At 71.3% G+C, this 12919-nt stretch carries 10 protein-coding genes; 5 read left to right on the top strand and 5 right to left on the bottom strand.

Features of this window, described 5'->3' with window-relative positions:
• From GAS53_RS47470 to GAS53_RS47460, 3 genes are all read right to left on the bottom strand, one after another.
• Positions 1–797: biotin/lipoyl-containing protein (locus GAS53_RS47470; RefSeq protein WP_318724150.1), on the bottom strand; the 797-nt coding region annotated here is incomplete at its 3' end.
• Positions 798–852: 55 nt separating this feature from the next.
• Positions 853–2241: a dihydrolipoyl dehydrogenase gene (gene lpdA / locus GAS53_RS47465; RefSeq protein WP_151484003.1), complete on the bottom strand. Its 1389-nt coding sequence runs from the start codon at positions 2239–2241 to the stop codon at positions 853–855.
• A 335-nt stretch (positions 2242–2576) separates the two neighbouring features.
• A complete protein-coding gene (locus tag GAS53_RS47460; protein WP_151484002.1) occupies positions 2577–4118 on the bottom strand; it encodes a leucyl aminopeptidase in 1542 nt (513 codons plus the stop codon).
• Positions 4119–4402: 284 nt separating this feature from the next.
• On the opposite strand from GAS53_RS47460, the gene GAS53_RS47455 reads away from it, so the two are divergent.
• The 4 genes from GAS53_RS47455 to GAS53_RS47440 all read left to right on the top strand — a co-directional run bounded on the left by GAS53_RS47455 (position 4403) and on the right by GAS53_RS47440 (position 10218).
• Entirely contained in the window at positions 4403–6439 is a 2037-nt protein-coding gene (locus GAS53_RS47455) for a hypothetical protein (RefSeq protein ID WP_151484001.1), read from the top strand.
• 91 nt (positions 6440–6530) lie between these two features.
• Positions 6531–8054 (top strand): GT4 family glycosyltransferase PelF, encoded by a 1524-nt coding sequence (pelF, locus tag GAS53_RS47450; RefSeq protein ID WP_151484000.1) that lies wholly within the window; start codon positions 6531–6533, stop codon positions 8052–8054.
• The gene (locus GAS53_RS47445; RefSeq protein ID WP_151483999.1) at positions 8051–9577 is read left to right on the top strand and encodes a hypothetical protein; all 1527 of its coding nucleotides are present in this window, start codon (positions 8051–8053) and stop codon (positions 9575–9577) included. The genes pelF and GAS53_RS47445 overlap by 4 nt, the downstream gene beginning before the upstream one ends.
• Positions 9574–10218 carry a spherulation-specific family 4 protein gene (locus tag GAS53_RS47440; RefSeq protein ID WP_151483998.1) on the top strand — a complete coding sequence of 215 codons (645 nt, stop codon included), beginning with the start codon at positions 9574–9576 and terminating at the stop codon, positions 10216–10218. Before GAS53_RS47445 ends, GAS53_RS47440 begins: the two co-directional genes overlap by 4 nt.
• 204 nt (positions 10219–10422) lie before the next feature.
• Here the strand turns inward: GAS53_RS47440 and GAS53_RS47435 are convergent, their stop codons facing one another.
• Positions 10423–11253 carry an adenosylcobinamide-GDP ribazoletransferase gene (locus GAS53_RS47435; RefSeq protein WP_151483997.1) on the bottom strand — a complete coding sequence of 277 codons (831 nt, stop codon included), beginning with the start codon at positions 11251–11253 and terminating at the stop codon, positions 10423–10425.
• 60 nt (positions 11254–11313) lie between these two features.
• Here GAS53_RS47435 and GAS53_RS47430 point away from each other — a divergent pair, with 60 nt between their 5' ends.
• Positions 11314–12081, top strand: coding sequence for a hypothetical protein (locus GAS53_RS47430; protein ID WP_151483996.1), 768 nt, complete (start codon positions 11314–11316; stop codon positions 12079–12081).
• Here GAS53_RS47430 and GAS53_RS55735 read toward each other — a convergent pair.
• Positions 12018–12719, bottom strand: a complete 702-nt coding sequence (locus tag GAS53_RS55735) for a hypothetical protein (protein ID WP_192583606.1) — start codon at positions 12717–12719, stop codon at positions 12018–12020. The two genes, GAS53_RS47430 and GAS53_RS55735, sit on opposite strands and share 64 nt — an antisense overlap.
• Between the last annotated feature and the right edge of the window lie 200 nt (positions 12720–12919).

Below are 12919 nucleotides of genomic sequence, written 5' to 3'. Positions count from 1 at the left end.
GGGGCGACCGGAGCAGCGGGGGCCGGAGCCGGAGCGGCGGGCGGGGCCGGGGGAGCGGCCGGAGCCGCGGGGGCGGCCGGAGCCGGGGCAGCGGCGGCGGGCGCCGGAGCAGCGGGGGCCGGAGCCGGAGCGGCGGCCGGAGCCGGAGCGGCGGCCGGAGCAGCGCCGGGTGCACCGATGACGGCGAGCTTGGCGCCGACCTCGGCGGTCTCGTCCTCGGCGACCGCGATCTCGAGCAGCACGCCGGAGACGGGCGCCGGGATCTCGGTGTCGACCTTGTCCGTGGAGACCTCAAGCAGCGGCTCGTCGGCCTCGACGCTCTCGCCGACCTCCTTGAGCCAGCGGGTGACGGTGCCCTCGGTGACGGACTCGCCGAGCGCGGGCAGGACGACGTCCGTGCCCTCGGCGGAGCCGCCGCCGGCGGCGGCCTCGGCGGTCGGGGCCGGAGCCGGAGCGGCGGCCTCGGTGGACGGAGCGGCCTGCGGGGCCGGCTCCGGAGCGGCCGCGGGAGCGGGCTCGGGCTCGGCGGCCGGAGCCGGGGCGGCGGCGGGCGCGCCCGAGCCGTCGTCGATGACGGCCAGCTCGGCGCCGACCTCAACGGTCTCGTCCTCGGCGACCTTGATGGAGGCGAGCACGCCGGCGGCAGGGGAGGGGATCTCGGTGTCGACCTTGTCGGTCGACACCTCGAGCAGTGGCTCGTCGGCCTCGACGCGCTCGCCCTCGGCCTTCAGCCAGCGGGTGACAGTGCCCTCGGTGACGCTCTCGCCGAGCGCCGGAAGGGTTACGGAAACCGCCATGGTTTCGGTTGCTCCTTACGAATTGCGGAAGTCTGGTCGTCGCGCCCGAGGGCTGTCAGTCGTGCGAGTGCAGCGGCTTGCCGGCCAGGGCCAGGTGGGCCTCGCCCATCGCCTCGTTCTGGGTCGGGTGGGCGTGGATGAGCTGCGCGACCTCGGCGGGCAGCGCCTCCCAGTTGTAGATCAGCTGGGCCTCGCCGACCTGCTCACCCATGCGGTCGCCGACCATGTGGACGCCGACCACGGCACCGTCCTTGACCTGGACGAGCTTGATCTCGCCCGTGGTGTTGAGGATCTTGCTCTTGCCGTTGCCCGCCAGGTTGTACTTCAGAGCGACGACCTTGTCCGCGCCGTAGATCTCCTTGGCCTTGGCCTCGGTGATACCGACGGAGGCGACCTCCGGGTGGCAGTACGTCACCCGCGGGACACCGTCGTAGTCGATCGGGACGGTCTTCAGACCGGCCAGACGCTCCGCCACCAGGATGCCCTCGGCGAAGCCGACGTGCGCGAGCTGGAGCGTCGGGACCAGGTCACCGACGGCGGAGATGGTCGGGACGTTGGTGCGCATGTACTCGTCGACCAGGACGAAGCCGCGGTCCATGGCGACGCCCTGCTCCTCGTAGCCGAGACCGGCGGAGACCGGGCCGCGGCCGACGGCGACAAGGAGCACCTCGGACTCGAACTCCTTGCCGTCCGCGAGGGTGACCTTGACACCGTCCTGGGTGTACTCGGCCTTCGAGAAGAAGGTGCCCAGGTTGAACTTGATGCCGCGCTTGCGGAAGGCGCGCTCAAGAAGCTTGGAGGAGTTCTCGTCCTCGACCGGGACGAGGTGCTTCAGGCCCTCGATGACGGTGACGTCCGTACCGAAGGACTTCCAGGCGGAGGCGAACTCGACGCCGATGACTCCGCCGCCGAGGACGATCGCGGACTTCGGCACGCGGTCCAGGACGAGGGCGTGGTCGGAGGAGATGATCCGGTTGCCGTCGATCTCCAGGCCCGGCAGCGACTTCGGCACGGAGCCGGTCGCGAGGAGCACGTGGCGGCCCTGGACGCGCTGACCGTTGACATCGACGGAGGTCGGGGACGACAGGCGCCCCTCACCCTCGATGTAGGTCACCTTGCGGGAGGCGATGAGCCCCTGGAGACCCTTGTACAGGCCGGCGACGACCCCGTCCTTGTACTTGTGGACGGCCGGTACGTCGATGCCCTCGAACGTGGCCTTCACACCGAACTGCTCGCTCTCGCGGGCCTGGTCGGCGATCTCGCCCGCGTGCAGCAGGGCCTTGGTGGGAATACAACCTCGGTGCAGACAGGTGCCGCCGACCTTGTCCTTCTCGATCAGGGCGACGTCCAGTCCCAGCTGAGCTCCGCGCAGGGCCGCGGCGTAACCACCGCTACCACCGCCGAGGATCACTAGGTCGAAAACGGTGCTGGCGTCGTTCGCCACGTCACGTCCTCCATGCATGTGCGCCGTACGCCGGTCTGCGTCGACCGGGCGGCGGCTGGTGTCCGGCCGCTCTTTCTTCGGCCCTGTGGTGGGCCCTGTCCTGCCGAGAACCCATCTTCGCACCTGTCGGCGGCGTTCGAGACGCCGGGCCGGTGTGTGAGACGTCGCACGCCTCTTTTTAGGGCTCGGTTCGCCTCCGGGGCGCAAAAGCCGGTGTCGAGCGGGCGACCGTGCTCGACCCTCCTTCGTCGGGCACTCCGCGCGCTCGCCCGCTCGACACCGGCGCGCCCCTTCGGCTCACTCGCCGTAGGGCGCCCTCTGCTCAGCGAACCGACTCAGCCCAGGTCGCCCGACGCCGTCAGCTCGGCCAGCCGAACCAGAGTCCGTACCGCCGACCCGGTACCGCCCTTGGGCGTGTACCCGAACGGCCCGCTCTCGTTGAACGCCGGCCCCGCGATGTCCAGGTGCGCCCAGGTGATCCCCTCACCCACGAACTCCTTCAGGAACAACCCGGCGACGAGCCCACCCCCGTACCGCTCGCCCATGTTGGCGATGTCGGCGGTGGGGGAGTCCATCCCCTTCTTCAGGTGGTCCGGCAGCGGCATGGGCCAGGCCGCCTCACCGACCTCCTCGGCGGCCTCGTGCACCGCGGAGCGAAACGCGTCGTCGTTCGCCATGATCCCGAACGTCCGGTTCCCCAGCGCCAGCATCATCGCCCCGGTCAGCGTCGCCACGTCGACGATCGCGTCCGGCTTGTCCTCGGAGGCCTTGGCGAGCGCGTCGGCGAGGACGAGCCGGCCCTCGGCGTCGGTGTTGAGGACCTCGACGGTCTTGCCGCTGTACATGCGCAGCACGTCGCCGGGGCGGGTGGCTGAACCGGAGGGCATGTTCTCGGCGAGGGCGAGCCAACCGGTGACGTTGACCTCCAGGCCGAGACGCGCGGCGGCGACGACCGCGGCGAAGACCGCCGCCGCACCGCTCATGTCGCACTTCATCGTCTCGTTGTGCCCGGCGGGCTTGAGCGAGATGCCGCCCGAGTCGTAGGTGATGCCCTTGCCGACGAAGGCCAGGTGCTTCTTCGCCTTGGAGGAGGTGTACGACAGCTTCACCAGGCGGGGCGGGGCCGCGGACCCGGCGCCGACGCCGAGGATGCCGCCGTACCCGCCCTTCTCCAGTGCCTTCTCGTCGAGCACCTGCACCTTGATGCCGTGCTCCTTGGCCGCGGCCTGCGCGACGGCCGCGAAGGACTCGGGGTTCAGGTCGTTCGGCGGGGTGTTGACGAGGTCGCGGGCGCGGTTGAGCTCCTCGGTCACGGCGGTGGCGCGCTCGACGGCCGCCTTGTACGCCTTGTCGCGGGGCTTGCCGCCGAGCAGCGCGACCTCGGCGAGCGGGGCCTTGCCGTTCTTGCCGTTCTTGGCGTCCTTGCCATTCTCCTTGTACGCGTCGAAGGAGTACGCACCGAGCAGCGCGCCCTCGGCGACGGCGCCCGCGTCGGCGGCGTCCGCGACCGGCAGGGCGAACGCGGCCTTCTTGGTGCCGGCGAGGGCACGGGCGGCGGCGCCGGCCGCGCGGCGCAGGGTCTCCCCGGAGAAGGAGTCGTCCTTCTCCGGCAGGGCACCTAGACCGACCGCGAGCACGAGGGGTGCCTTGAAGCCGGACGGCGCCGGCAGCTTCGTCACCTCGCCCTCGCCGCCCGAGGCGCCGAGGGTCTCCAGAACGCCGGCGAGCCTGCCGTCGTACGCCTTGTCCACGGCCTCGGCGCCGGGCGCCACGACCAGGTCCCCGGACTTGGATCCAGTGCCCTTGGCGACACCGACGACGATCGCGTCGGCCCGCAGACCGGGCGCCGCGGCGGTGCTGAGAGTGAGAGCAGTCACGGTGGTGAAATCTCGCTTCCATTGAGTTGCTGTGGCCGTCAGGGGTGAGGTCGGCCCGGGGCGGTGCAGTCCCGGGCACGAGCCTACGCGCGGTGGCGCGTTTCGCTCATTCCAGCGGTCGTTCATCCGTGCGTGGTGGCCTGGCCACTTCTCACCCGTCAATCCTGTGACCTGAGCCACACTCCTTCTGTTTGCGGTGAGTGACCCACTCGTCGCTTTGCATGATTTCCACGGATCCTCCTCGAATCGACCACGCGGGGGATCGTGCAGGGGGAGGGGCGAACATGGCGCAGAGCGCGCCCAGATGGAGAACCGCGGCCGCTGTGCTGGCGGCCGCAGGTCTGCTGGCGCTGGGTCTGGGAACACCCGGCGCGTCGGCAGCCGAAGAGCCGCGTGTCGATCTGAAGGTGCTCGTCGTCGACAACGGCGACAGCCCTGTGGAAGCAATCACGGAGGAGCTGAAGACCACCGGCATCCCGTACACCACCGTCGACCTGAACGACTCGGGCCGCCCGACGATCACCGAGGCGTTCCTGAGCGACACGGTGGACGGGGCCCCGCGCGCCAAGTACCAGGGCGTCGTGCTGCCCAACGAGGCGCCGTTCGGCGCGGGTTCGGCCGAGCAGACCGCCCTGGAGACGTACGAGCGGACCTTCGGCATCCCGCAGGTGGACGCCTACACCTGGGCACACCCCGGGGTCGGCCTCGACTACACCAGCGAGGGCGGCTGGGCCGGCGCGATCGACGGCCGCGAGGCGGCGGTCACCACGGCCGGGCAGGCGGGCTTTTTCGGCTACCTCGACGGGCCGCTGACGTTCGAGGACAACTCACCCTCCATCCAGGAGAGCTACGGCTACGTGGCCCGGCCGCGCGAGGGCTTCACCAGCTATGTCGACATCGCCGTGCCCGCCGGGACGGGCCGCGGCAGCCTGGTCGGCGAGTACGCGCACGACGGGCGCCGCGAGCTAGTCGTCACATTCGCATACAACCACTACCAGCAGCAGTTCCGGGTACTTGCCCGTGGCATTGTCGAATGGCTGACTCAGGGCGTACACCTCGGGCAGAACAGGAACTATTTTTCTGTCCATGTCGATGATGTCTTCGCACCCGACAGCCGCTGGGACACCGTGCGCAACTGCACACCCGGCGACTTCGACTGCGTGGGCGGTGACGGCGAGGGCACCACGCCGATCCGTATGACGGCGGACGACGCGGTGTACGCCGCCCAGTGGCAGCGGACCAGTGACTTCACGCTCGACATGGTCTACAACGCCGGGGCGGGCGAGGAGTGGAAGAGCGAGCACGGCGGCGCCGACGCGCTGACCGACCAACTGCTCGCGGACAAGGGCGAGTACCGCTGGATCAACCACACCTACACACACCCCTTCCTCGGCTGCGTCCAGGACACCAGCACCGTGCCGTGGAGCTGCGCGAAGAACGCGGACGGCACGACTCGGTACATGAGCCGAGCCGACATCTCGGCCCAGATCCGCGACAACCAGCAGTGGGCGGACAGCCACGGACTCCCGGTCGACAGCGGCGAGTTGGTGACCGGCGAGCACTCGGGCCTCAAGACGCTGCCGCAGCAGCCGGACGACAACCCGAACCTCGCGGGCGCCCTCGCCGACAACGGCATCGAGTGGACCGCCTCCGACAACTCCCGTGAGCCCGAGCAGCGTTCGGTGGGCACCGCCCTGACCGTGCCCCGCCACCCGATGAACGTGTACTACAACGTCGGCACGGCCGAGGAGATGACCGACGAGTACAACTGGATCTACACCTCCGCGGCCGACGGCGGCAGCGGCGTCTGCGAGAACAACCCCACGTCGACCTGCCTCGACGACCCGCTGGACGCGGAGACCGGCTTCGAGTCGTACATCGTCCCGCAGGAGGCCCGCATCGCTCTCGGGCACGCCGTGAGCAACGACCCGCGACCGCACTACGTGCACCAGTCCAACCTGGCCGAGGACCGGCTGCTCTACCCGGTCCTGGACAAGGTGCTCGCCGACTACCGCGCGCTCTACGCCGACAACGCTCCGCTGGAGAACCCGCGGCAGAGCGACATCGGCACCGAGCTGAAGCGCCGCGCCGACTGGCAGCAGGCCGTCGCCGACGGCGACGTCACGGCGTACCGCGTCGGCACGACCGTCACCGTCACCGCCCCGTCCGGGACGCAGATCCCGGTGACCGCACCGGAAGGAACACTCAAGCAACTCCTCCTCGGCACCACCGCGTTCGGGACGCCCTACGCGGGAGAGCGCTCGGCCTGGACCACGCCGGAAGCTCTGCAGTCCGCCCTCACCCTGAGACTGCCCGCATAACGGAGAGCAGCGCAGCCTTACGCGCGCCCCGGCCAAGACCGGCCGGGGCGCGCTACCGAGCCGTAAGAAATGTTCCAGGGGGGAACACCGCATGATGAGCACAGGCCGTCATGTCACCATGCTCACCGAGGGCACCTATCCACTGGTCCACGGCGGGGTCAGCACCTGGTGCGACCAGCTCGTGAAGGGGATGCCCGAAGTCGAGTTCAACGTCGTCTCACTGGCCGGCAGCGGCCGCGAACCCGTGACCTGGGAGCTGCCGCCCAACGTCTACCAGCACACTTCCGTACCGCTGTGGGGCACCCGGCCGGGATCCCGGCGCGCGCCGCGCGGCCCGGCCCGCCGCCGCTTCATCGACACCTATGAGCGGTTCCTGCTGTCCTTCCTCGACCCCGAGGCGCACTGTGACTTCGGCGAGGCCTTCTACGAACTCGCCGAACTCGCCCGCGACGGACGGCTGTCGGCGGCCCTGCGCACCGAGGCCGCGCTGCGCTCGCTGATGTGGATCTGGACCATGCCGCATCTCCCGACTGCCCGGGCCCGCCCCACCGTGCACGACGCGCTCACGGCGACCGACCTGCTGGAGCACGCGCTGCGCCCGCTGGGCGTACGGCTCCCCGAGAACTCCATTTCACACGCCACCGGGAGCGGCCTGGCCACGCTTCCGGCCCTGGCGGCACGGCAGTTGGACGGCATCCCGTTCCTGCTCACCGAGCACGGCATCTATCTGCGCGAGCGCTACCTCGGCTACCGCAGCGAGGCGCAGCGCTGGCCGGTGAAGGCCCTGATGCTGGGCTTCTACCGCGAGCTCAACACCCTCGGCTACAAGGCGGCCGACCTGATCACCCCCTGCAACCAGTACAACCGCCGCTGGGAGGAGCGCGGCGGCGCCGACCCCGACAAGATCCGTACCGTCTACAACGGCGTCGACCCGCACGCCTTCCCGCACGCGGGACCCGAGCCGGACGTGCCCACGCTCACCTGGTGCGGCCGCGTCGACCCCATCAAGGACCTCGAAACGCTTCTACGCGCGTACGCGATGGTGCGCGCCGAACTCCCCGAGACCAGGCTGCGGTTGTTCGGACCGGTGCCGCCCGGGGGAGAGGCGTACAAGACCCGGCTGGAGAAGCTCGCCGCCGAGCTGGGCGTGACGGACGGGCTCAGCTTCGAGGGCCGTATCAGCGAGGTGTGGCGGGCGTACGCGGCCGGGCACGTCGTGATGCTCTCCTCGATCTCCGAGGGCTTCCCCTTCTCGATCATCGAGGCCATGTCGTGCGGCCGGACCACGGTCTCCACCGACGTGGGCGGCGTCAGCGAGGCGGTCGGCGACACCGGGCTCGTGGTGCCGCCGCGCGAGCCCGAGAAGATGGCCGCGGCCGCGCTCGTCCTGCTGCGGGACGAAGAACGGCGCCTGGAACTGGGCCGGTTGTCCCGCCAGCGCGTCATCGACCGCTTCACACTCCGCCGTTCCGTGGACGCCTTCCGGACGATCTACCAGGAGCTCGCGGGCCTGCCCGAGGTGTACGAGCCCACCCTGGAGACCGTCGCCGACTGGACCCTCGAACTGCGCGACCCCTGGTACCAGGCCGTCGCGACGGACGGGACCGGCTGGTGAGCGGATCGATCCGGATGCCGCCCGGCACGGACCAGGACGCCCTGCCCCTTGTGCCGCGCCAGCGGCGTCCCAGCTGGGCCGCGCCCGATCCGGTGGACGAACTCGCCACGCGCCTGGAGGAGTTCATAGCCGCCGCCGTCCACCCCGACGAGATAGCCGCGCTGTTGGAGTCCGACGGCATGTCGGACGACCAGATACGCGAGAAGTACGGCTGCAAGGACTCCTTCTCACTCGCCGAGGAACTGTACGAGCGTGTCGAGCGGCGCCATCCCGAACCGCCGGGACCGGCCCACGACCCCTGGCAGATCGGCCTGCTGGGCTGCCTGCTGAGAGGCGTCGTCTTCGCCCTGCCCGGCCTCGGCTACGTCCTCGGGGCGCCCCTCCTCGCGGGCCCGGAGGACGGTCTCGGGCTCCCCGCCGGAACGGTCCCGCTGCTGGCCGGCGCCCTGGCCGGCTGGACCTGGAACCAGGGTCTCGCTCACCGGGCGTACTCCTGGCTGGGGTTGGGCGACAAGGCGGCCGCCCGCCGCTCGCTCCTCGTCGGGGCACCCGTGGGCGCCCTGCTCGGCTCGCTGGTCGCGCTGGCCGTCGCCCCCGGCCACCTCGGCGCGGTCGCTTTCGCCGCCGGCCAGTCCTGCTACCTCGGGGCAGCCACCGTACTGCTGGTGATGGGCCGCGAACGGGCCCTGCTCGCCGCCCTGTTGCCCATGACCGCGGGCGCCGTCTTCGCGCTGGCCCAGCCGGTCCCGGAGGTCGCGAGACTGGCCCTGCTCGTCGGTTCCCTCGGTATCGTCGGCGCCCTCGCCGCGATCGAAGTCGCCCCGGCCGTACGGCAGTCCGGGGACGGGAAGCGGATCAGCTGGTCGGCCGGCTTCGCTGCGCTGCTGCCCTTCGGCGGCGGCGCCCAGGACGGCAAACGGCCGCGCAGTGCCTCACCCTGGCTCGCCGGCTCCCTGCCGTACGCCTTCTTCGGCCTCGGCAGCGGCGCCCTCGTCGTGTACGTGGCGCTCGGCGACGTCCTGGCCGACGGCTCGTCGAACGCGGCGGTCGCCGCACCGGCGGCCGTGGCACTCACGCTGAGCATGGGGCCCGCCGAATGGCTGCTCTACCGGTTCCGCAGCGGAAGCCTCGCCGGACTGCGCTCCAGCAGTACGCCACGGGACTTCTGGCGGTCCACCGCGGTCACCCTCGTCCAGTGCCTCAGCGCCTACCTCGCCTCACTCTTCCTGCTCAGCCTCGCCACGGCCGCGGTGTGGCCGCACGCGCCCGGCCTGACCGGCGTACGGCTCACCGCGCTGCTGCTCCTCGGTGTGGTCCTCTGGACCGGCCTGCTACTCCAGTCGTTCGGCGCCGTCCTGAGCGCCGTCGTGGTCTGCTGCGGCGCGGCGCTCGCCCAGACCGTGGCGCTGCTCGCGGACGTGGCGAACCCGCACGTGGTCGGCCTCGTCGTGTACGGCGCGGCGGCCGGGGCGCTGGCGTCACTGGTCTGCTGGCAACTGGGGAGGGCGACGGCCCACAGATGAGCACCCTCCTGGTCCCGTACTACGAGCACCCGTCCGTCCGCCCAGCCGAATGGGAGGCGATCGTCGCGGCCGCGCCCCGGCTCTACGGGGTGGTGCTGAACCCGGCCAGCGGCCCCGGCGACCGCCCCGACCCGGCCTTCGCCGAGGTCGCCGAGCGGCTGCGGGCCGCGGACGTACGGGTACTCGGGTACGCCGACACCGACTACGGCCGCAGACCCCGCCCCGAGGTCGTCCAGGACCTCACACGGCACCGCGACTGGTACGGCACGGACGGCGCCTTCCTCGACCAAGTCGCCTCGGGCCTCGGCGACTTCGGCTACTACCAGCGCCTCGCCACGGCCGCCTGGGGTGTCGGTTGCACCACCCTCGCCCTCAACCACGGGGCGCCGCCGCACCCGGCGTACGCCCGCCTCGCCGACGTCCTGGTCACCTTCGAGGGCACGTGGGACACGTACCGCAGCCTGCGGCCCGCCCCCTTCGCAGGCGGCCGCACTCGCCAGTGCCACCTGGTCCACGGTGTGCCCCCGGGCGCCCGCGTCGGCGAACTGGCCCACGCGCGGGGCGCCACGGTGCATTGCGCGGTGCCGGGCACCGGCGCCCACCCGTGGGGCACGCTCCCGCATGCCTTGCAGGCGGGCTGAGCGGACTTGGGTAGTTTTTCGGGTGCTGGCAGGTGGGGGCTGGTCGCGCAGTTCCCCGCGCCCCTGAAAGACGGGCTGCGCCCGCTTCCAAGGGCATGCGGGGCGGTGCGTTTCAGGGGCGGGAACGGCGGGCTTCTCAGGGGCGCGGGGAACTGCGCGACCAACCCCCACCCGCCCGCACTGTGAACACAACCCTCGGACCCCTCACCAAAGGGCCAGAACCACCAGCGCCGCGGTAGCGGCAGTCTCGGCCACGCCACCGAAAACGTCCCCCGTCACCCCACCGAACCTGCGGACGCAACGTCGCAGCAGCAGCTCGGCGCAGCCGCACGCGGCAAGCACGGCCAGCACACCCAGGACGAGGCCATACGTCCCGACAACCGCCCCCACGCCCGCCGCGAGGGCGGTGACACAGGCGACCGCCAGCAGAGCCCCCCGCAGGGGAACCGTGCCCGCGACCGCCGCCCCCAGCCCCTCGGGACGAGCCGCCGGCACGCCCACGCGGGCCGCCAGCGTGAGCGCGAGCCGGGCCACGGTGGCCGAAACCAAGGCCGCCAACGCACCCCGCGCCCACGAGGACCCGTACGCCTCGGCAAGCGCAGCCACCTGCGCGAACAGCACGAACACGAGGGTGATGACCCCGAACGGGCCGATGTCCGACTGCTTCATGATGCGCAGCGCGTCCTCCGCGGGCTTGCCGCTGCCGAGCCCGTCGGCGGTGTCGGCGAGCCCGTCGAGATGGAGGCCGCGCGTCAGTACGGCGGGCATCGCCGCGGTGGCGACGGCCGCGAGCAGCGCCCCCGCGCCGAGGACGAGCAGGAACAGCCCCACGGCCGCGGCGGCGAGACCCACGACCAGCCCGGCGACGGGCGCGCACAGCATCCCGGCCCGCGCGGCCTCACGGTCCCACCGCGTCACCTTGACGGGCAGCACGGTGAGCGTGCCGAAGGCGAAGCGAAGGCCATCGGTCCAGGGAGTCTCTGTCGAAGGCTTGGGCGAGGGCTCGGGCGGGGTCTCGGGCGGGGTCTCGGACACCGGCGCAGGTTACCCGGCGTCCTGAGAGGCGCCCGCGGCAGCCGTGGATAAAGTTCGCACATGGGTCATTGGTGGACACGGAACATCATCGAGCCGGGAAAGCTGCCGTTGCTGCTGGCGCTCGCCTCCTTCGTACTGACCTTTGTGATCACCCGGATCGTCGTCCGGCTCATCCGCGCGGGCAAGGGCCCCTTCGGCAATGTGAAGGCCGGCGGACTGCACGTCCACCACGTCGTCCCCGGTGTGGTCCTGACCGTGATCGGCGGCTTCGGCTCGGTGGCCAGCGCCCGGCACGGCTTCGGTTCGGCCATGTTCGCCGTGGTGTTCGGGATCGGCGCGGGTCTGGTGCTCGACGAGTTCGCGCTGATCCTGCACCTCGACGACGTCTATTGGAGCGAGGAGGGCCGCAAGAGCGTCGAGGTCGTGGTGGTCACGGCGGCCCTGGTGGGCCTGATGCTGAGCGGCTTCATGCCGTTCGGCGTCAACGACCTCTCCGACGAGGAACTGCAGGACCGCGGGAGCGTCATCCTGAGCATCGGGGTGAACTTCCTCTTCGCGCTGATGGCCCTGGGCAAGGGCAAGGCGCGTATGGCGATCTTCGGCGTGGTCGTCCCGTTCGTCGCCCTGGTCGGCGCGATCCGCCTGGCCCGCCCCGGCTCGCCGTGGGCCAAGCGTTTCTACCGCCGACGGCCGCGCGCCCGGGCCAAGTCGAGCCTGCGCGCGTACCGCCACGACCGTCGCTGGGCGGGCCCCCGCCGGGCCTTTCAGGACTGGATCGGCGGCAAACCGGACCCGGAGCCCGTCCGCTCCCTGCCCGACCGCCGGTGACGCAGCGCGGAGACTCCGCACACCACGAGCACGGCAGCGATCGCGGCCAGGTGTTCCTTGCCCGCCAGGTTCTCCTTGATCAGCACCTCGACGACCATCGCCGCGATGACGACACCCGCCGTGACGTACGCGCGATACTGCCAGCCGAGGAAGACGGCGAGCCCCACCACGGCCGCCGAAGGGCCGGTGTCCACGACCTGCGCGTCCGAGGCGGGCAGCCCCAGGAATCCGTGCGGGCCGAGCGCGATGCCCACGCGCGCGTAGAGCGTGCCGGCCAGCGTGGCGACGTACGCGATGACGAGCGTCCGCCACCAGCCCAGGCAGATCTCGGCGATCCCGAACACGATCAGAAGCTGGGCGAGCGCGCCCCAGACCGGCAGGTCCAGAGCCGGTACGAAGAGGGAGAGCGGCGTGCGGAGGAGGGCCGGCCAGAGGGGGTCCTCGGCGCGGACGGCACCGATGTTCTGGACGAACTGATAGCCCCAGGGCTGGTTCTGCACGTAGTGGAGGGCGGCCGTCAGACAGACCGCGCCGATGGCCATGGGGATCGCTCGCAGGCGCTTCTCGGCGAGGCCCGCGCGCACGTGGGCATACAGCGGGCCCCATTCGGCGCGGGCCAGGCGGGCGAGGGTACTCATCTGCGCGTGCCGTCGGTCCGTACGTACTCGTTGACAATTCGGGCAGATCCCATGGGACGGGATCATATGGGGCGCTGTTGTGTGGTGGTGGGTTGCTCGCGCAGTTCCCCGCGCCCCTTAAAAGCAGGGGCTACCGCCCCCGAAGACAAAAGGTAGGGGCGCAGCCCCGCCTTTTAGGGGCGCGGAGAACTGCGCGACCA

The sequence above is a fragment of the Streptomyces albicerus genome (genome assembly GCF_008905045.1).
In the GTDB taxonomy this organism is placed as follows: Bacteria; Actinomycetota; Actinomycetes; order Streptomycetales; family Streptomycetaceae; genus Streptomyces; species Streptomyces albicerus.
This window is presented reverse-complemented; position numbering and strand designations above follow the sequence as displayed.

What these genes read in the sequence shown, in the direction of transcription:
- GAS53_RS47455 (WP_151484001.1), top strand. Translation starts at nt 4,403, where the DNA reads ATGGCGCAGAGCGCGCCCAGATGGAGAACCGCGGCCGCTGTGCTGGCG.
- pelF (WP_151484000.1), top strand. Translation starts at nt 6,531, where the DNA reads ATGATGAGCACAGGCCGTCATGTCACCATGCTCACCGAGGGCACCTAT.
- GAS53_RS47440 (WP_151483998.1), top strand. Translation starts at nt 9,574, where the DNA reads ATGAGCACCCTCCTGGTCCCGTACTACGAGCACCCGTCCGTCCGCCCA.
- GAS53_RS47430 (WP_151483996.1), top strand. Translation starts at nt 11,314, where the DNA reads ATGGGTCATTGGTGGACACGGAACATCATCGAGCCGGGAAAGCTGCCG.
- GAS53_RS55735 (WP_192583606.1), bottom strand. Translation starts at nt 12,719, where the DNA reads ATGAGTACCCTCGCCCGCCTGGCCCGCGCCGAATGGGGCCCGCTGTAT.